The 19,376-nt window shown below is 46.7% G+C and carries 20 protein-coding genes; 10 read left to right on the plus strand and 10 right to left on the minus strand.

The features are described 5' to 3' along the window. Nucleotides 1-82: 82 nt before the first annotated feature. The 3 genes from DYH48_RS02040 to lolB form a co-directional block, all read right to left on the minus strand. Complete coding sequence (locus DYH48_RS02040; protein ID WP_006080255.1) at nt 83-1,030, minus strand: ribose-phosphate pyrophosphokinase; 948 nt, start codon at nt 1,028-1,030, stop codon at nt 83-85. A gap of 112 nt (nt 1,031-1,142) precedes the next feature. Next, nucleotides 1,143-1,997 (minus strand): 4-(cytidine 5'-diphospho)-2-C-methyl-D-erythritol kinase, encoded by an 855-nt coding sequence (gene ispE, locus DYH48_RS02045; protein ID WP_115333917.1) that lies wholly within the window; start codon nt 1,995-1,997, stop codon nt 1,143-1,145. A gap of 1 nt (nt 1,998) precedes the next feature. Further along, nucleotides 1,999-2,643, minus strand: coding sequence for a lipoprotein insertase outer membrane protein LolB (gene lolB, locus DYH48_RS02050; protein ID WP_006080257.1), 645 nt, complete (start codon nt 2,641-2,643; stop codon nt 1,999-2,001). A 253-nt stretch (nt 2,644-2,896) separates the two neighbouring features. Here lolB and hemA point away from each other — a divergent pair, with 253 nt between their 5' ends. Genes hemA through prmC form a run of 3 tightly spaced genes read left to right on the plus strand, consistent with a single transcriptional unit; the run spans nt 2,897 to nt 6,104 of the window. Beyond that, nucleotides 2,897-4,147 (plus strand): glutamyl-tRNA reductase, encoded by a 1,251-nt coding sequence (gene hemA / locus DYH48_RS02055; RefSeq protein ID WP_006084077.1) that lies wholly within the window; start codon nt 2,897-2,899, stop codon nt 4,145-4,147. Between the two features lie 14 nt (nt 4,148-4,161). Then, a complete protein-coding gene (gene prfA / locus DYH48_RS02060; RefSeq protein WP_006080259.1) occupies nt 4,162-5,253 on the plus strand; it encodes a peptide chain release factor 1 in 1,092 nt (363 codons plus the stop codon). Nucleotides 5,254-5,255: 2 nt separating this feature from the next. Next, nucleotides 5,256-6,104 (plus strand): peptide chain release factor N(5)-glutamine methyltransferase, encoded by an 849-nt coding sequence (gene prmC, locus DYH48_RS02065; protein ID WP_115333918.1) that lies wholly within the window; start codon nt 5,256-5,258, stop codon nt 6,102-6,104. 134 nt (nt 6,105-6,238) lie between these two features. Here prmC and DYH48_RS02070 read toward each other — a convergent pair whose 3' ends face one another. Next, nucleotides 6,239-6,652 (minus strand): GNAT family N-acetyltransferase, encoded by a 414-nt coding sequence (locus DYH48_RS02070; protein WP_115333919.1) that lies wholly within the window; start codon nt 6,650-6,652, stop codon nt 6,239-6,241. 119 nt (nt 6,653-6,771) lie between these two features. Between DYH48_RS02070 and DYH48_RS02075 the strand changes: the two genes are divergently transcribed. From DYH48_RS02075 to DYH48_RS02100, 6 genes are all read left to right on the plus strand, one after another. Further along, nucleotides 6,772-7,167 (plus strand): SirB2 family protein, encoded by a 396-nt coding sequence (locus tag DYH48_RS02075; protein WP_006080263.1) that lies wholly within the window; start codon nt 6,772-6,774, stop codon nt 7,165-7,167. Continuing rightward, nucleotides 7,167-7,955, plus strand: coding sequence for a SirB1 family protein (locus DYH48_RS02080; protein WP_115333920.1), 789 nt, complete (start codon nt 7,167-7,169; stop codon nt 7,953-7,955). The genes DYH48_RS02075 and DYH48_RS02080 overlap by 1 nt, the downstream gene beginning before the upstream one ends. Nucleotides 7,956-8,109: 154 nt before the next feature. Continuing rightward, nucleotides 8,110-9,357 carry a DUF819 family protein gene (locus DYH48_RS02085; RefSeq protein WP_012090149.1) on the plus strand — a complete coding sequence of 416 codons (1,248 nt, stop codon included), beginning with the start codon at nt 8,110-8,112 and terminating at the stop codon, nt 9,355-9,357. A 64-nt stretch (nt 9,358-9,421) separates the two neighbouring features. Then, nucleotides 9,422-10,270: a 3-deoxy-8-phosphooctulonate synthase gene (gene kdsA, locus DYH48_RS02090; protein WP_006080266.1), complete on the plus strand. Its 849-nt coding sequence runs from the start codon at nt 9,422-9,424 to the stop codon at nt 10,268-10,270. A 195-nt stretch (nt 10,271-10,465) separates the two neighbouring features. Further along, entirely contained in the window at nt 10,466-11,338 is an 873-nt protein-coding gene (locus DYH48_RS02095; RefSeq protein ID WP_115333921.1) for a DMT family transporter, read from the plus strand. Between the two features lie 173 nt (nt 11,339-11,511). Beyond that, nucleotides 11,512-13,032, plus strand: coding sequence for an EAL domain-containing protein (locus DYH48_RS02100; RefSeq protein WP_115333922.1), 1,521 nt, complete (start codon nt 11,512-11,514; stop codon nt 13,030-13,032). A gap of 167 nt (nt 13,033-13,199) precedes the next feature. On the opposite strand, the gene DYH48_RS02105 is transcribed toward DYH48_RS02100, so the two are convergent. The 4 genes from DYH48_RS02105 to DYH48_RS02120 all read right to left on the minus strand — a co-directional run bounded on the left by DYH48_RS02105 (nt 13,200) and on the right by DYH48_RS02120 (nt 16,547). Then, nucleotides 13,200-14,513: an ammonium transporter gene (locus tag DYH48_RS02105; protein ID WP_115333923.1), complete on the minus strand. Its 1,314-nt coding sequence runs from the start codon at nt 14,511-14,513 to the stop codon at nt 13,200-13,202. Continuing rightward, nucleotides 14,510-14,848, minus strand: coding sequence for a P-II family nitrogen regulator (locus tag DYH48_RS02110; RefSeq protein ID WP_006080270.1), 339 nt, complete (start codon nt 14,846-14,848; stop codon nt 14,510-14,512). The genes DYH48_RS02105 and DYH48_RS02110 overlap by 4 nt, the downstream gene beginning before the upstream one ends. A 351-nt stretch (nt 14,849-15,199) precedes the next feature. Further along, nucleotides 15,200-16,135, minus strand: coding sequence for a ketopantoate reductase family protein (locus tag DYH48_RS02115; protein WP_115333924.1), 936 nt, complete (start codon nt 16,133-16,135; stop codon nt 15,200-15,202). A 49-nt stretch (nt 16,136-16,184) separates the two neighbouring features. Next, on the minus strand, nt 16,185-16,547 hold the full coding sequence (locus DYH48_RS02120; protein ID WP_006080272.1) for a VanZ family protein: 363 nt from the start codon (nt 16,545-16,547) through the stop codon (nt 16,185-16,187). Nucleotides 16,548-16,702: 155 nt separating this feature from the next. Here DYH48_RS02120 and DYH48_RS02125 point away from each other — a divergent pair, with 155 nt between their 5' ends. Beyond that, nucleotides 16,703-17,188, plus strand: coding sequence for a YajQ family cyclic di-GMP-binding protein (locus DYH48_RS02125; protein WP_006080274.1), 486 nt, complete (start codon nt 16,703-16,705; stop codon nt 17,186-17,188). 121 nt (nt 17,189-17,309) lie between these two features. On the opposite strand, the gene DYH48_RS02130 is transcribed toward DYH48_RS02125, so the two are convergent. Together DYH48_RS02130 and DYH48_RS02135 are read right to left on the minus strand one after the other, a co-directional pair. Continuing rightward, nucleotides 17,310-18,725, minus strand: a complete 1,416-nt coding sequence (locus DYH48_RS02130; protein ID WP_115333925.1) for an AmpG family muropeptide MFS transporter — start codon at nt 18,723-18,725, stop codon at nt 17,310-17,312. A 310-nt stretch (nt 18,726-19,035) separates the two neighbouring features. Next, nucleotides 19,036-19,356: a hypothetical protein gene (locus tag DYH48_RS02135; RefSeq protein WP_006080276.1), complete on the minus strand. Its 321-nt coding sequence runs from the start codon at nt 19,354-19,356 to the stop codon at nt 19,036-19,038. Nucleotides 19,357-19,376: the final 20 nt, after the last annotated feature.

A 19,376-nucleotide genomic window follows, 5' to 3' on the forward strand; every position in this document is an offset into this window, starting at 1 on the left:
CACTGTGCATCGGAACCACTCAGATTAGTCAGAACGTTCAGTAACGGAACTGTTAGTGACTGAACTATTAGCGACGTAACTATTAGTGACGGAACATGGCAGAAATAGACTCTTCGTTGCTTACGCGACGAATTGCCTCAGCCAGTACCGCAGACATAGTTAACTGAGTCACTTTAGCCACTTTTAACATTTCTGGGCTTAAAGGAACAGTGTCAGTCACAATAACTTCATCAATCACTGAGTTAGCGATATTTTCAGCCGCTTTGCCAGAGAACACTGGGTGAGTTGCGTAAGCAAATACGCGGTTTGCACCATGTTCTTTTAAGGCTTCAGCCGCTTTACACAGAGTGCCGCCTGTGTCGATCATATCGTCAACGATAATGCAGTCACGACCTTGAACATCACCAATGATGTGCATAACTTGAGCAACGTTTGCTTGTGGGCGACGTTTATCAATGATCGCTAAATCAGAATCATCCAACAGTTTTGCTACTGCGCGAGCGCGAACAACACCACCGATGTCTGGAGAAACAACGACTGGATTATCTAAGTTCTTCGCTAACATATCTTCTAGCAGCACTGGGCTACCGAATACGTTATCAACGGGAACGTCGAAGAAACCTTGGATTTGCTCAGCGTGCAGGTCACAGGTCAGAACGCGGTCAACACCCACGCTAGACAGGAAATCGGCAACGACTTTTGCAGTAATAGGTACACGGGCGCTACGAACGCGACGGTCTTGACGAGCATAACCAAAGTAAGGAATAACGGCTGTGATACGGCCAGCAGATGCACGGCGCAGCGCGTCAACCATCACGATGAGTTCCATCAGGTTGTCGTTTGTCGGCGCGCAAGTGGATTGGATGATGAACACATCGGCACCACGTACATTTTCGTTAATTTGGACACTGATTTCACCATCGCTGAAACGACCAACCACTGCGTCTCCGAGTTTGCAAAATAGACGATCGGCTATCTTTTTAGCGAGACTGGGGGTGGCGTTCCCAGCAAAGAGCTTGATGTCGGGCACTGTATGAACCTCAGGCGTTTGCTTTATATTTTAGTGGCTAGAGTAACGACGATATAGGGACGGGAGGAACCCGAGGCGTTATCGTTAAGTGGTTACTCTAGAAGAAAGTAGTTTAAGGGTGACTGAGTCGCGTGATGAGCGGCGAAAGATTCATCCCTTGTGCAACAAATCCTTGCATTTCAGACGGTAATTTCGCCAAGGCTGCGAGAGCTTGTTGCTGTTGTGTGAATTTCCCGAACACGCATGCGCCTGTTCCTGTCATTCTCGACGGCGCATATTCTAGCAGCCAGCCTAATGCCTTGGCAACTTGAGGGTATTTAGAAACGACTAGTTTTTGACAATCATTTGCCCAAGGTTGGTTCATTAAGGTATCTATGGCTAGTTTCGGGGTATCACGCGGTAAAAGTGGATCTTGGAATACGTCGGCGGTGGAAACATGGGCATCGGGGGCTATGACTAAGTACCAAGGCTCACTCGGATTTACTGCTTGTAAGCGTTCCCCCACACCTTCGGCAAAAGCGGCGAAACCATGAATAAAAACAGGAATATCGGCACCCAATTTAAGGCCGATTTTAGCCAATTCTTCGGTCGATAATTGGGTATGCCATAACTTGTTCAATGCCACTAATGTGGTCGCTGCATCGGACGAGCCGCCGCCTAAACCGCCGCCCATGGGCAGACGTTTATCCAGCCAGATCTCAGCGCCACCGTTAAAGCCCGTGGTTTGCTGTAATGATTTTGCGGCTCGCAGAATTAAGTTATCGCTGTCAGCGACAACGCCCGACATATTGGAGTGCAAAATCAGTTCAGGGGTTTCAGTGACCTTAAAATCGAGCATGTCGCAGCAATCGATAAACTGAAACAAGGTTTGCAGTTCGTGGTAACCGTCGGCGCGGCGGCCATTAATGTGTAAAAACAAGTTGAGCTTGGCTGGCGCAGGCCAATTGCGGGAAATTGCAGCGGGCATGTTAAGGTTGTTCTCCGACTAAGATCGCGGGCTTGCCAAGAGCTTGCCATTGATTCAGTTGTAGTTTGAGTTGTAAATCACCACGTTCAAGCTTTAATTGATGGGGCACACTGGCGCCGCTCTGGGATTGCCAACTTAAAAATGCGACCTGCCAAGGTGGCGGGGTTTGAGTATTGGTTAGCTGTTTAGGTTTGCCTTGGCTATCGCGTACGATGACCTGATCATTGGGGCCAACTTGGCCAGTGATCCACAAAGGTAAATCGGCCAAGGGGATGGACCAACCGCTGACACGCTCGAGTAAACGTTGGGCATTATCGTCGCGAAAGTCTTTGCCATCGATATGCAAATGGGCCGAGTTCGGGGTTGAGTTAAGCGTCAACACAGTCGTACCTAGCATAGTGGTGAGTGTCAGTTCGTCGCGATCTTCACTGTGGCGCCAGTAGATATTAGCGCTGAGCTTATCGTCAGGAGTTTTTATCGCCAGTTTACCCTGTAATTCCCAAGCGGTTGCTTGGCGCGCATCCGTGACTGTGATTGGGCTTAGGTCAGTCATTGGCGGCAAGGTTTCACACCCCGCCAGCAAGAGTAGGGCGCTTAAGGTAAAACAAGAGAAAATGGTTTTTGTGAGGCGCTTCAAATTATTCATCTATGACTGATATACCAAAGTCCTTATGATACGAGGGCTTGGAAAGAATACCAATGCCAAACGTAAAATTTCCATCGGCGGTCACTTAGATTTGTTCCTTCGGGGCAAATCCTGCCTTACCTATCATTGATAGAAAATTTAGGTAAGAAGTTAGACCTTTATTCGGTTTTGTTAAGCGTATTCTGTTTTTAGTTGGGCCGATTCAGTAGAATGCCCTTATTAAGAGAGTCGCCAAGAATCTAGAAAGAGTCAGATGAGCCTTGTAGCAATCGGTATTAACCATAAAACAGCCACGGTAGACCTGCGCGAGAAAGTTGCCTTCTCTCCGGACAAAATTCATGACGCTATGAAGAGTCTGGCCAGTCGTACACGCTCGGGTGAAGCCGTTATTGTCTCGACCTGTAATCGCACTGAGTTGTATTGCAACAACGGCGATGAGGCCGACATTATTGCGTGGCTTGAAGAATATCACGGCCTTGATCATAAGGACGTCGCGCCTTGTCTCTATAATTATCACGGTCAGGATGCCGTCAGGCATTTGATGCGTGTGGCCTCTGGGCTCGATTCGTTGATCTTGGGTGAGCCGCAAATTCTCGGCCAAGTAAAACAAGCATTCGTTAAGGCCAAAGAGGCTGGTACGGTTGCCTTAACCATAGATAGACTCTTTCAAAATACCTTTTCGGTCGCTAAGAAAGTCCGTACCGATACTGAAATCGGCGCCGCCGCAGTGTCAGTGGCATTTGCCGCGGTTAGCATGGCGAAACATATTTTCTCATCCATATCGACCACAAAAGTGCTATTGATTGGCGCGGGTGAAACCATAGAGCTGGTTGCGAAGCATCTTAAAGACAACGGCGTGGCTTCAATGGTGGTGGCAAACCGGACGTTAGAACGTGCTCAAGGCATGTGCGAGGAGTTTGGTGCAACAGCTATTACACTGGCACAGATACCAGATTATCTCCCAAAAGCCGATATCGTGATATCCTCTACCGCCAGCCCTCTGCCTATCTTAGGTAAAGGCATGGTCGAAAAAGCGCTAAAGCAGCGTCGCCATCAACCTATGTTATTGGTTGATATAGCAGTTCCCCGGGATATTGAGCCGGAAGTCGCCGATTTGGATGACGCGTTTCTGTATACAGTGGACGACCTGCATAGCATTATTGAACAGAATATGGCTTCTCGAAAAGAAGCCGCCGAGCAAGCTGAAGTAATTACTGAAGAACAATCTTTCTTATTTATGGATTGGATCCGTTCTTTAGAGTCGGTCGACAGTATTCGCGAGTATCGCAGCCAGAGCATGGCGGTAAAAGATGAGTTAGTGGAACGCGCCCTGAATAAATTAGCCCAGGGCTCAGACACTGAGCAGGTATTGATTGAACTAGCCAATCGCCTGACCAATAAACTTATCCACGCACCGACACAGGCCCTCACGGCAGCGAGTCGTCAGGGCGATTTGAATACTCTCGGTCAGTTAAGATCAGCGCTTGGATTAGATAAAAACTAAGGTTAGCGAGTTAAATGAAGGAATCCGTTATCCGCAAGCTGGAAGGCTTGCTCGAGCGCAATGAAGAAGTCATGGCTTTGCTGGGTGATGCTAGCGTCATTTCGGATCAAGACAGGTTTCGCGCGTTATCGAAAGAATATGCCCAGTTAGAAGACGTTGTTGCTGGCTTTAAAGCCTATCAGCAAGCGCAGGTCGATCTCGATTCTGCCAAAGAAATGCTGGAAGAAGACGATGCTGAAATGCGCGAAATGGCGCAGGAAGAGATGAAAGCCGCTAAGGCTAAGCTCGAGCATCTTGAAGATGAACTGCAAATTCTATTATTGCCAAAAGATCCTGACGACGATAAAAACGCCTTCGTTGAGATCCGTGCAGGTGCAGGCGGTGATGAAGCGGCGATTTTTGCCGGTGACTTATTCCGCATGTACAGCCGTTATGCCGAAGCAAATCGCTGGCAGATCGAAATCATGAGCTGTAACGAAGGCGAACATGGTGGCTTCAAAGAAGTTATCATGAAGGTGAGTGGCGACGGCGTATACGGCAAACTTAAGTTTGAGTCTGGCGGTCACCGCGTACAACGTGTGCCAGAAACCGAATCTCAAGGCCGTGTGCATACTTCAGCGGTTACTGTGGTTGTATTACATGAAGTGCCTGAAGCAGAAGCGATTTCAATTAACCCAGCCGATCTGAAAGTAGATACTTTCCGTTCATCGGGCGCGGGTGGTCAGCACGTTAACAAAACCGATTCTGCCATTCGTATTACCCACATTCCAACGGGGATCGTGGTGGAATGCCAAGATCAACGCTCGCAACATAAGAACCGTGCCCAAGCCATGAGTGTACTGGCCGCACGTATACAAGCTCTTGAAGACGAAAAACGCCGTAGCGCCGAAGAAACGACCCGTCGTAGTCTGGTTGCCAGTGGCGATCGCTCCGAACGTGTACGTACTTACAACTTCCCGCAAGGCCGCGTGAGCGAACACCGCATCAACTTGACCTTATATCGCTTGAACGAAGTGATGGAAGGCGATCTCGATGCTATTTTATTGCCTCTGATGCAAGAGCATCAAGCCGATCAGTTAGCCGCACTGGCTGACGAGCAGGGGTAGTTTTGTCAGATCAATCTAGCATAGCCGAAGCTCTGCAATGGGCTTATGTGCAGTTAGCATCAACCTCTGAATCCGCTCATCTGGATGCAGAGGTTTTGTTGTTATATTGCCTCAATAAAAGTCGCAGCTATTTATACACTTGGCCTGAAAAATCCTTGACGGTTGAACAGTGGAAACGCTTCCAGCAAATGGTACAGAAACGTCAAAAGGGCGTGCCTGTGGCACATATTGTTGGTGAGCGTGAATTTTGGTCGCTGCCTTTTATCGTTAACGACACGACTTTGATCCCGCGTCCTGACACGGAAATTCTGGTCGAAACCGCTTTGAACCTGCCGCTTTCAACCTATGCCAAAGTGCTCGACTTAGGTACTGGCACTGGGGCTATTGCGTTGGCGTTAGCGTCTGAGCGTGAGTCATGGCAAATCACCGCGGTCGATAAAGTCGATGATGCCGTGGCTTTGGCTATCGCGAACCGTGAGAATTTAAAGCTGCCGCAGGTCGACATTCTTCAAAGCGATTGGTTTAGCGCGGTAAAGTCGCGTGACTTTGACTTAATCGTCTCAAACCCACCTTATATTGATGAAGCAGACGAACATTTGCACCAAGGTGATGTGCGTTTCGAGCCCCAAAGCGCGTTAACCGCCGCCGAGGAAGGCTTTGCCGATCTTTACTATATTGCCAACACTGCTCGAGATTACTTAAAGCCTAACGGCTATATCCTTCTCGAACATGGTTTTGAACAGGCGGTAAGACTCAGAGCTAAGCTTATCGAACTGGGCTATGAAAATGTCGCCACAGTGCGAGACTTTGGCAGTAATGACAGATGTACTATGGGTAAATGGGCAGAATAACGCGTTGCTTTAAGTGAAGGTATTTACCCTGTTATACCGATTTATCGAACGCCATTGGTTATTGCCAATGGCGTTTTTGTTTTCTAAAGAGTCAGTTTAAGCAGATGTAAGGTTAAAATCGCCAACCTCAAACATCACAACACTTTTACCATAAAGAATTTACTGCCGGTTTCTGGGTAGGCTTGTTGTATCCATTGTACGCGATAGCCGTGGCGCTCATAGAAGGGCTTAGCTTGAAAATCTAAGGTATCGAGCAGGGCAAATTGGCAGCCGCGCGCTTTTGCTTGGCTTTCTGCTTCTAATAGCAAGCGCGTGCCGATTTTTTGGTGTCTTAGGGTGCCATCGACCCACAGATACTCAATTAACAACCAATTGCCGAAGGTTTTGCCGCTTATTCCCGCTAACAGTTTACCTTCGGTATCTTGTAATTTGAGGCCGAGATTTTTACGGCTAAGCCCTTGCCATTGGGCTTGGTTAAACTCGACAATTTTTTGTTTTACGGCATCGGCGAACTCGGTTGATTCGTCGTTAATTAAGCTTAAATTCATCGTGACTTCTCGTTTGATTTTTTATGATGTTAGCTCTGGCTATCTAGGCTGATAGGCATTGGTATGCCGTCACGGATTAGGGTAAACTAGCGCCTTTGTCACTGACCATAAGTATCGTAATGGAAACTTTTTACAGTCTATATCCTGCGGTTAAACATCTGCATTTTACCTTTATCGCGTTAAGCGTGTTGCTGCTTACCGTGCGCTTTGTTCTGCATCTGCGCCAATCGGCTTTGATGGAGAAGAAACTGCTCAAGATAGCGCCCCATGTTATCGACACTTTCTTATTGCTGTCGGGTTTAACCCTGTGTTTTATGATCCAACAATTTCCTTTTGTGGATCCTTGGATGACCGAAAAAATCGGTGCTGTAGTTGCTTACATTGTCCTAGGTGCGATTGCCATAAAGGCAAACAGAAACAAGTTGTTCAAAGTATTTGCTTACTTAGGCGCGATAGGCTGGCTGGTTTATGCTGCTAAATTGGCTCATTTTAAACAAGCGGTATTATTGGGTTAATGGGTAACTACACTCTGCAAGATGGCATTTCATTGCCCGAGTCGGCATTGGATGTAGGTGCGCACCTTGGATTTTCTAAACTAGAAGCCGCTAAATGGGCTTGGTTTGAAATGGCGGGAGCCGTATTAAGTCATTACTTGGTTGACCAACAACAGCGTTTTAATGCGCTGTTGCATTGGTTTTACGAGGATTTAGGCTTTTGTGTCCGTGATAACTACTTCAGTACAGAGGCGGCGGATTTAGGCACTTGCTTGATTAGCCGCCAAGGGAATAGCACTACGCTGGCAACTGTCTTGATGTTACTGGCGAAGCAGTTAGATCTTGAGCTTGAACCGATATTGCTACCTGGTAATACTGTGCTGCGTTGCAAGATTGCCGGTGAAGTGAGTTATCTGGATCCTTTGACAGGCAAGAAGCTTAACCGTCACCAGTTGCATGTGTTAGTGCGCGGCGAGTTAGGCAATGCGGCCGAGCTTAAGGCGAGTTACTTAAAGCCAGCAACGGTGAAAAAACTGCTGACGCGTATGCTGCATGAGCTAAAAGCCGGTTGCATAGTGTCGCATCAATTTGAGGCGGCGATGGAATGTTGCAGTCTCCTGTTGCAATGGCATAGCGATGATGTGCACCTCAATCGTGAGCGAGCCTTTATCGCGCAGCAGCTGGGTTGTATTAATGTGGCCGCTGCTGATTTGCAGCATTTTGTCGATAACAGCCCCCACGACCCCGTGATCGAAATCGTGAAGATGCAGCTCAAAGAATTAAACGAGCATGCCGAGATTTACCATTAAAGCAGAGCCTTTCGGGGCTCTTCTTATTTATCAACTGTTCAATCCAATCAGCAAAAATAATAACACTGGGCAGATGAAAGTTTGACCCAGGGACTTAAAGGTTAAGTCTCTAATAAAAATAAAATAATAACTGTATTAACAGGGAGAAATTAGCATGACAAGCACGGCTTTAGTGACGAACGATGCCACGGCGTTAGGGATACTCGCGACAATTCTAGGTTTTGTATTTTATACCAGTAGCAGTAGTCATCCTTTTTGGCAGAAGTTTTATCGTTTCATTCCCGCCCTTTTATTGTGTTATTTCTTGCCCTCTTTATTGAATACCTTTGGGGTGATCGACGGTAATACCTCACAACTGTATTTTGTGGCGTCACGTTATTTACTGCCAGCGTGTTTAGTCTTATTAATTTTAAGCGTTGATTTAAAAGCTATTTTAAGTTTAGGGCCGAAAGCCTTAATCATGTTTTTAACCGGCACTGTCGGTATCGTCATCGGTGGCCCGATTGCCTTGCTGTTAGTGTCGATCATCGAGCCCTCTTTAATTGGAGTTGATGGTCCTGATGCGGTATGGCGCGGCATGACGACCTTAGCCGGAAGCTGGATTGGTGGCGGCGCAAACCAAGCCGCGATGAAAGAAATCTATGCGGTAGGTGGCAATATTTTCTCTGTGATGGTGACAGTCGATGTGATTGTCGCCAATATCTGGATGGCCGTATTGTTATTTATGGCCTCAAAGGCGAAAGAGATTGATGCCAGAACGGGTGCCGATACCTCAGCAATCGAAGCGTTAAAAGATAAAGTAGAAAAGTATCACGCTGAAAATGCACGCATTCCTAATCTGCGCGATCTTATGCTGATTGTCGCCGTTGGCTTTGGTATCACAGGTATTGCCCATATGGCCGCCGATTTCCTTGGGCCATTTTTTGAAGCGAACTACCCTTGGACCGAAGATTACAGTTTAACCTCTAAGTTCTTCTGGTTAGTGGTGATAGTCACAACCATTGGTTTGGCTATGTCCTTCAGCCCTGTGCGCCATTTAGAGGCGGCGGGGGCATCAAAAGTGGCGTCGGCCTTCCTTTACATCTTAGTGGCGACGATTGGTCTGCACATGGATGTGAGTAAAGTGCTCGACACGCCTCTGTACTTTTTAGTGGGCATTATTTGGATGTTAGTGCACGCCGGCTTTATGTTATTGGTGGCTAAGTTGATTAAAGCCCCGCTGTTTTACATGGCCGTGGGTAGCCAAGCGAACGTCGGCGGTGCAGCATCTGCCCCTGTCGTTGCTGCGGCATTCCACCCCGCTTTAGCACCTGTTGGTGTGTTGTTAGCCGTATTTGGTTATGCGTTAGGGACTTACATGGCGTGGCTCTGTGGCCAGCTTTTACAAGCAGTTGCGGCATAGCGGCCTTAGCCCTATATTCAGTTCATCGCTGGGAAAGGTTCCAGCATTTTAGAGAGAAGTTGCGATGAGTAATAAAATCATTAACCTAGGTTCAATCGAGATTGCCAACGATAAACCTTTCGTGTTGTTTGGTGGCATGAACGTGCTTGAGTCTCGCGATCTTGCTATGTCGATTGCTGAAACCTACGCCGAAGTGACCCAAAAACTGGGTATTCCTTATGTGTTTAAGGCGTCCTTTGATAAGGCGAATCGCTCTTCAATCAACTCTTACCGTGGCCCAGGCATGGAAGAAGGTTTGAAGATTTTTGAAGAAATTAAAAAGACCTTTAACTTACCTTTGATCACTGACGTGCATGAAGTGCACCAGTGTGCGCCTGTTGCTGAAGTGGTTGATATCATTCAGTTGCCAGCATTCTTAGCCCGCCAGACTGATCTGGTTGTCGCTATGGCAAAAACCGGCGCTATCATCAATGTGAAAAAACCACAGTTTTTAGCGCCGCACGAAATGCGCCACATCATCACTAAGTTTAACGAAGCGGGTAATGACGAGATCATCCTATGTGAACGTGGTTCAAGCTTTGGTTATAACAACTTAGTCGTTGATATGTTGGGCATGGATGAGATGAAGCAATCTGGCTATCCAGTGATTTTCGATGCGACCCATGCGCTGCAACGTCCAGGTGGCCGTGCCGATTCTGCGGGCGGACGTCGTGCACAGGCGACCGAATTAGCGCGCAGCGGTATGGCGCTAGGTTTAGCGGGTCTATTCATTGAAGCGCATCCCGATCCAGATAACGCTAAGTGCGACGGCCCATGTGCCTTACCTTTGCATCAGTTAGAAAATTATCTGAAGCAAATGAAAGCGATTGACGATTTGGTTAAATCTTTCGAGCCAATCGATACTAGCAAGTAATCGCAAGCTAAGACTTAATGAATTAGTGACTTAATGATTTAATCCCAAAGCCTCGACCCGTTCGGGGCTTTTGTTTTTCAGCTGAAAGAATCGGGTTGCCATAACCCTGTAGCTATCTGAAACATTAATGTTTTATGATGAGGTTTGCCTAACCCTCGTCTTTATTGCCGACCTCATTCTTTACGGAATACCTTCATGTGGATCTTACTAACTTTGCTGGCGGCATTTATGCAGGCTTGGCGTAATGCGTTTCAAAGCCAGCTCAGTAAAGAGGTGAGTGTTGCGGGCGTGACCTTAGCGCGTTTTATTTGGGCAGGGCCAATTGCCGCCGTGTATCTAGCAGGTTTATATCTTTGGCAGGATGTCGGTATCCCCGATTTTAGCGGCCGTTTTATCGGTTTTATTTTAGGTGCATCGGCGATGCAAATCCTAGCAACAGGCTTGATGGTAAAACTGTTCAAGCAACAGAACTTTGCCATTGGGGCAGGGCTAGCAAAGAGCGAAGCTGTGGTTGCGGCGATATTAGGCACAGTGTTTTTTGGCACTCATTTGTCGCCATTAGGTTGGTCGGGTGTGTTGCTGGGCGGTGTGGCGATTTTTCTGTTGAGTGCCAAACAAGGTCTTCGAAGTCTGTCGCTCAATACGGTATTGATTGGTTTAGTTTGTGGAACCTCGTTTGCGCTGACATCGCTTTGGGTGCGGGAGGCGAGTTTGTGTTTGAATATCGGCTTCCCCCATAGCGCCGCTTGGGTGCTGTTATTCGTGATTAGTCTACAGACCTTAGTGTTAGTCAGTTATCTGTTACTTAAGGATAAATCCACACTGGCCGCGTTATGGCAGCGACCTAAGCTAACCTTACTCACTAGTACCGCCAGTTGTTTAGGTTCTATCGGCTGGTTTAGTGCTATGTCGCTGCAGGCTGTGCCTTATGTAAAAACCTTAGGTCAAGTTGAAGTCTTCTTTATGCTCTTGATTGCCACCTTTTGGTTGAAGGAAAAAGTGAAGATAAAAGATATGCTTGGATTAGTGCTTATCGCTATCGCCGCTATTTTAGTGATGTGGGAATAGATTAAAACTCATTGATGTCATACTGGTTTTTTATACTAGAATAAAATTCGATTTAGCCAGTTTATATCAAGCTGATATGAACTGAGATACAAACATATACACGTCTTGCCGCTTAGATTTTGATACCATTTTTAACCGAGTGCTGTGCGAGTTAAGGAACTAAACAGAGAACTATGCGAAGAAAAATAGCAAAATTAAATCTGCCATTGTGGCAATGGCTGGCAGTGATATTGTTTCCCATAGGGGTTGCTGTGGTCGCAAGTTATCTCTCTGCGCAGTATTTTGTGGAAGATAAAGTCAAAGGTGTGGGGGGGATTTATGTTGGTCACATAGATACTTTGATCTCTCATGCCGATGAAATCAGCCATTATGCATTGGCGCTGAAGGACACTGAGTGCCAAGAATTACACAACTATATGTTGTTCCAGCCTTACTTTCGCTCAGCTTTAATATTTGATTCACAACGTGTTTATTGTTCATCTAAAACAGGTGATATCGACGTTCCTTTAGGCATAGTCAGTACCACTGAAAATCTTGAAATACCTAACCAGTTTATTATTGGCGGCACGCCTTTTATGCCTGAGGTGCCTGCGATAGTAGCATCAAACTGGGAGCCGATATCTAAGCACGGCGCTGCTGTGATTATTGAAGGGCAATATTTATTAGACTCCTTTGTACAGCCCAATGTGTTTCCCAGCGCAGTGATCAATGTCGCTTTATCTATAAATGGTAAAACGATTCCTGAGTCACCCGAATTTAAACAAAATGAGGTGATGACGCTCGATTCTGATAAGCACAATTTTTCAGTGTTATTAGCAATGTCACCTGCCTTTTTCTGGCATTTCTTTTGGATATTTTTGGCCATTTCTTTGCCCGTTAGCATAGTCTTGATTACGGGGACTATTCTATTTGTGCTCTATTCAAGGGTTACTCGCCATTCCCTTGCCGATGACATTCGCAGTGGGATAGAGAACGAAGAGTTTTTCTTAGTTTATCAGCCAGTGATTTGTGCCGAGGACGGCAAGGCAAAAGGCGTTGAGGCATTAGTGCGTTGGCAGCACCCACAAATGGGCTTAGTGCGGCCTGATTTGTTTATTCCCATTGCCGAAGAGGGCAAGTTAATTGTCCCATTGACCAACTATATTTTTGAGCGGGCATTAAAAGATTTTGCTGATATGAAGGTCGAACCGGGCTTTAGAATTGCGTTTAACGTGGCGCCAGAACACTTTACGCAGGATGATATTGAGTCGAAATTTATTCATCTGCGGGATTCCCTGGAGCGTATTGGCGTTAAGCCGTTGATTGAAATCACCGAACGGCAATTATTAACGCCGAATATTGGCCAGCGCATTGAAAGCTTACGCCAGTTGGGGATTCTAGTGGCCATCGATGATTTTGGTACTGGGCAAACCACTTTATCCCTGCTGCAAACGATGCCGTTAGACTATCTGAAAATTGATAAATGTTTTATCGATACCATAGGACAAGATTCTGTCACTTCCCATGTGCTTGATACTATTATTGAACTTTCCCATAAGATGAATTATGTCGTGGTGGCAGAAGGGGTTGAGACGCAGGAGCAGGCGGATTATTTAACCAGTCGCCAAGTGCATTTTCTGCAAGGGTATCTCTTTGCTAAGCCGATGAAACTCGCCGATTTAAAGCTATGGTTAGTCGAGCATTTTAAACGTTAGCATCATAAAATCAGTCAGCAATAAGGGCACCTAGGTGCCCTTATTGCTGTTCAAGCGTTATAGCTAAAAGTGCGTGTTAAAGGCTTTGGTTTAAGCCTCTGGTTGAAAGCTTAGCGTTAAAGTCTCTTTTTAAAGTTTCTGGTTAACAGCTCTGGCTAGAGGCCCATTCAAAGGCTGTAGCCAGTTTCTTCGTGTTCCGATAAATCTAAGCCGTTAACTTCTTGTTCTGTGCTGACACGAAGGCCGCCAAGTAGCTTACGGATGATCACGAACAGTAACCAAGTGACCACAGCTGTATAAGTGAATGTTGCCGCGACCCCGATAATCTGTACCCCAAGTTGGTCTATCATGGTTTCGTTCACGGCCGCAAAACCGTAGCCGCTAAAGACGCCTAATTGGGTCGAGCTAAACACGCCGGCCAAAAGAGTTCCGAGAATACCGCCAACCCCGTGTACGGGGAAAACGTCTAAGGAGTCATCGATCTTAAGTTTCTGTTTGATATAAACCGTTGAGTAAAAACACACGATCCCGCCGAGTAAACCAATCACTAAGGCGCCCGCTGGGCCAACATAACCAGACGCCGGCGTGATAGTGCCTAAGCCTGCTACCATGCCGGTGACTATGCCAAGGGCGCTGGGTTTACCAAACTTAATCCACTCAATTGCCGCCCAGGTCATCGCGCCCATAGAAGCGGCGAGATGAGTTGCTAAAATCGCCATGGCTGCAGTGCCATTGGCGCCGAGCGCGCTACCGCCATTAAAACCAAACCAACCGACCCACAGCATGCCCGCACCAGTAACCGTCATGGTCAGGTTGTGCGGCATAATCGCCGAGTTTAAAAATCCTTTGCGCGGACCTAGCACTTTAGCCGCCACGAGTGCTGCAACCCCGGCGGTAATATGCACCACGGTTCCGCCAGCAAAATCGTACAGTCCTAGCTGTGCTAACCAGCCTCCGCCCCACACCCAGTGGGTGATCGGCGCATAAACCAATAATAACCAAGCCCCTGAAAAGATGAGCACAGCTGAGAATTTCATTCGCTCGGCAAAGCCACCGATGATTAAAGCTGGCGTGATAATGGCAAAGGTCATTTGAAATAGCATAAACAGGGGCTCAGGAATATCCCCACTGAGACTATCGCGGCCAATGCCTGACAGTAATGCTTTACCTAAGCCCCCGATAAAACTATTGCCCGCATCGAAGGCGAGCGAATAACCTATGGCAAACCATAAAACTGAGACAAGGGCGGCGATAGAGAAGCACTGCATCAATATCGAGAGTACGTTTTTACTGCGTACTAAACCGCCGTAAAATAAGGCTAATCCGGGTAAGGTCATCAATAATACCAGCGCGGATGAGCTTAAGATCCACGCAGTATTTGCGGCGCTGAACTGACCCTCATCGGCGACAGCATTGGTCGCCAACATACTGAATAATATCAATAGATATTTAAAACTGAGTCTGAAGTTCGCTAGTATCATAGGGCATCCACTCCTTCTTCCGAAGTGCGAATGCGCACGACTTGTTGGAGTTCGGTCACAAAGATTTTGCCATCGCCCACTTTGCCTGTATGGGCCGCGGCAATAATGGCTTCGATAACGGCTTCTTCTTGATCGGAGTGAATGGCGACTTCGAGCTTCATCTTAGGCAAAAAGTCCACTGCGTATTCGGCGCCACGATACAATTCTGTATGGCCCTTTTGGCGGCCAAAGCCGCGCACTTCAGTGACTGTCATGCCATGGACGTTGAGCTGAGTTAAGGCTTCACGTACATCGTCTAATTTGAACGGTTTAATGATTGCGGTGACCAGTTTCAATTTTCTCTCCAACAAACTTCAGACTCAATTTATTGGAATAAAGCAGGAATCAGGCCATATAAACAAAGCATTTATTATCATTGCGTTAACATTCAGTCGCACCGAAATAGCATCAAGGATTGATGCAAAACGGTGCAAAACAGAATCAAGTCGCCCTGATTTGGTGCGTTTTATTGGTGCAAGATAAGTTCTGCTGGCAAGTATCAGTGCAGATAGTGTCGAGTGGATATAAAGCGAAGGGAGTCAGCGTTTTAATACGCTGCATGAATGTGGGGAATTAAATCGTGATTTACAGATTATCTTGATTAAACATTAGGTTAACTTTAATTGAACTAGGCTAGTTGTGCTCGCTTAAACTGCTAGCTGTTTGACTCGCGTCCAGAGCTCGGTATTGACTGGCGCACTTAAACCGTGCGCTTGTGCACGCTCACAGATATAGCCGTTAATTTGGTCTATCTCGGTTCGCCTTTGATGCGCAATATCTTGGTGCATCGACGAGAAGTTCCCCGCAGTGAGACGGATCACTTGGTAGACCCTGTCGTGCAAAAATGATTGATCAAGCGACACGCCATCATGTGCGGCAACCATGACCAACTCATCGATAATACTATTTATCATTTCACTAAAATCTGGCTCAGCTAGTTTGCCATTGGGGCATTGATATAGCGCCGTGAGCGGATTGATGGCGGCATTGACTGCGAGTTTTTGCCACAGGTAAGGCACAATCGTATCGACCCATTCACTGCTCGGGATGGCAGCCAGCAAAGCGTTGCGATAATGCTCCGTCAGTTCAGCGCCTGTGAAATGCCCCAGCTGAGTCAGCCCTTGTCCGGTTTGCTTAATCAGCCAAGGGGCTTGGCGTAACACCCCTTGAGACGTTGTCCCTAGGCTTAGCCCTCTGCCATTGGCTTGCGCATTAATCAGCGGTGCCAGCGCTAAATGAGGTCCCATGCCATTGTGTAATAACAAAATATGGCATTGGCTAGGCAGTTGCTTGAGCAAGGGAGAGAGCGCATCGAGCACTTGATAGGCTTTAACGCAGACAATCACCAGACGGATATTGTCGAGCGCATCGGCAGTTAAGATAGGCACCGAATACGGGATAGCTTGTATCTGTTGATGGTCATCTGCAGACGCTAATGGGGTGAAACTCAGTACTTGCTGGCTAGATTCGAGGTCATTACGGCCGATAAAACCGACATTCATGCCCGCAAATGTCAATTGGCGACAGATCAGTTGCCCAACGGCACCTGCACCTAAAATGGCAATATCCACAGCATGAGTCATATTCGCAGCCTTAAGGTTTTTGTATCAGTGCCCATTTATAGCGTTCGGATTAATCTTCCCGCAACTGCGCCGCACGGAAGTATTTGCCATAGGCCCAATTACAAAAGTAGAACAGCGCTATGCCGGCAAAGTCGGCAATGACATCCGCCACAGAGGCGCTACGGTAGGGCAAGCGCGATTGCACTAGCTCAATTAAAATGGCATAGCTCGCCAATGTGAGCGATAGCCAATACCACTTAGGTTTGAAAGCGAGGTAGGAGAGATAGGAGAGGCAAAAAAAGCTCCCAAGATGGCCTACCTTGTCGATATTCGGAATACTTTGCGAATAGGTTGGTCTGGAAAATACCAGATAACTGATCACGACAAAGGCTACGGCTAAAGCCAGCTTAAATAGGGTGTTTTTAGTTATCACAAATATGTTTGCATTAGCTTAGAGTGGGGCAATGATAGGAAAATCCACCACTAAAGTCATCCATAATTACGCTTTTATTCTAGGCTTTACCTTCAACTTAGGCCTGTGTGTGGGTAAACTAGCTGCATATTAATTTGATATGGGACATAAAAACTATGCCTTCAATGGATATTGTGTCAGAAGTGAATGAAGTTGAACTGCGTAATGCGGTTGATAATACTAAGCGTGAGCTGGCGACACGTTTCGATTTTCGCGGTAAAACGGCTGACGTGGAATATAAGGATCATGTGGTCACGTTAACCGCTGAAGATGACTTCCAATGCCAACAATTAGTGGACATTTTACGTATGCAACTGAGCAAACGTAATGTGGATCCGTCTTCGATGGAAGTCGATGAGAAAGCCATCCACAGCGGCAAAACCTTCTCCCTAAAAGTGAAGTTTAAAGAAGGTATCGAAACCTTAATCGCTAAAAAACTGGTCAAGCTAATTAAAGACAGCAAACTTAAAGTGCAAGCGTCTATTCAAGGCGAGAAAGTACGAGTTACAGGTAAAAAACGTGACGATTTACAAGCTGTCATGGCGTTGGCACGTGAGTCTGAGTTAGGCCAGCCTTTCCAATTTGATAACTTTAAAGATTAATCGAGCAAATTTGGTTTAACGTGATTCAGTATCGCGTTTGCCATTTCGTCTTTAAATGTAAAAGCCCTCACATCAAGGTGTGAGGGCTTTTTTATATTGATGACATAAGTGCTATGAGACCTTAATCCGATTTTGCTGCTGTATCTTTTGACGAATCATCCATTAATGATGTACTTGGGTGCGGTGCATACTTGTTGACTAAGATAACCAAAAACAACACAGGAAAACCAATAACACTGGCGGCGACAAAGAAGTTCACATAGCCAAATGCGTCGACATAAGCCCCCGAGAAGCCCGCGATAAACTTTGGGAACAGTACCATAATCGAAGACAGTAAGGCATATTGCGTCGCACTGTAGCCATTACTCGTGAGACTCGATAGATAGGCCATAAAGGCAACCGTAGCGATTCCTGCGCTAAAGTTGTCTACGGAAATGGCAAAGGTTAAAAAGGGCACGTTATAGCCAATTACCGCCTGCCACGCGAATAACAGATTGGTTACCGCCACCAGCAAAGCGCCAAGGAAAAGGATCTTCATCGTGCCATAACGCGCTAACAAAACACCGCCGAAGGCACCGCCGACTAAGGTCATGATCAGGCCATAGATTTTACTTAAATAGGCAACTTCTTCCTTAGTGAAGCCCATATCCACATAAAAGACGTTCGCCATAATGCCCATCACAATATCCGAGATCCGGTAGCAAGAAATCAGCAATAGGATGAGGATAGCACTGTAGCCATAGCGTTTGAAAAAGTCGATAAAGGGTAAAATACAGGCCGTGTATACCCATGACATACCAGCGGCGATGATTCTTGGATAAGTGGCGCTTAAGCGTTGTTTTAAGGCTAATTCAGTGGCATCGGCGGCGCGGGTATCGACTTTGGGCTCACGGCTAAAAAGCGTGGTCAAAATCCCCACGGACATCAAGCCCGCCATAATCAGGTAAGAGGTTTGCCAGGCCACTAAGTTGTATGCTGTGTTACCGGGTTCGACCCAAGCCGCTATGGTGAGTGCACCTGCGGTGGCGACTATCATGGCGCTGCGGTAACCCACTTGATAGGCGGCGGCTAATGCGGCTTGCATTTTTTCTGGGGCGGATTCAATTCGAAAGGCATCAATCACAATATCTTGGGTGGCAGACGCGAAGGCAATCATTAAGGCAAACAGTGCCAAGCGTTCGAGATCCTTGAGCGGATCGCTGAACGACATGCCTAAGATAGCGCCGACCAATAACAACTGAGCGAACAGCATCCAGCTACGGCGTCGGCCTAGAAAGCGAGTTAACAGTGGTATCGAGAGTCGGTCTACTAAGGGCGACCAAGCCCATTTAAGGCCATAGGCTAATGTAATCCAGCTGAAATAACCGATAGCAGTGCGATCAACGCCGGCTTCACGCAACCAAAAGGATAACGTTGAAAAAACTAACATGTACGGTAGACCGGCGGAAAAACCTAACAATAATAGGATTAAAACCCGCTTGTGATAATAGACGCTGAGCGCATCGAGTGTACGTTGAATAAAACCTGTTGCGGACATAGGTATGAGTCTAAGTGTTTAATCCGCCTAGCTTACGGGTAAGGTGCCATAGGGTTCAAGGGCTAATGGCATTCCTTTTGTACAAGGCTCTCGTTTGGCGCATTTTGGTGATTGAATATGGCTTAAGCGTTAATCTTCTGTTGCTAAGCGTTTACAGCGGTTTTTATCGTCAGCATTAATTGTCGGCATTGATTGCCTGTATTAATACCTTAAGTAAAAGAGATCACAAAAATGAAGGGGGAGGAATGAATTGCGCGATAAAAAAAGGCCCTGATAACAGGGCCATTTTCTATCGATAGGAATGCTGAACTTAGGGTCTTATCCCGACGCATCCCTGCGGCACTCGGCCGCCTAAACTCAGATAGTCACAGCAATCATTAACTTGCTTACGCAGATATTGATTACCGCGGATCACACAGTCAGGCCACCTGTTAAAGCTGTGGAGCAAGTGCCAAAACACTTTTTCAGTTTCCGTTTGCGCTTCGCCAGTCGAATTCAATTGCTGCCATTCTTCTAACGTGTCCCATAAGTAAAGTTGCACTTCATGGAAGTCGAGTTCTTCACTCAAAAACGCTTTTCCATAAAAGGCGAGTTGGGGCGCTTTATTATCGATGAACTCAGTTGCCGTCATCGTTTGCCTCCTTTCTGTTT

The organism is Shewanella baltica (genome assembly GCF_900456975.1).
GTDB lineage: Bacteria > Pseudomonadota > Gammaproteobacteria > Enterobacterales > Shewanellaceae > Shewanella > Shewanella baltica.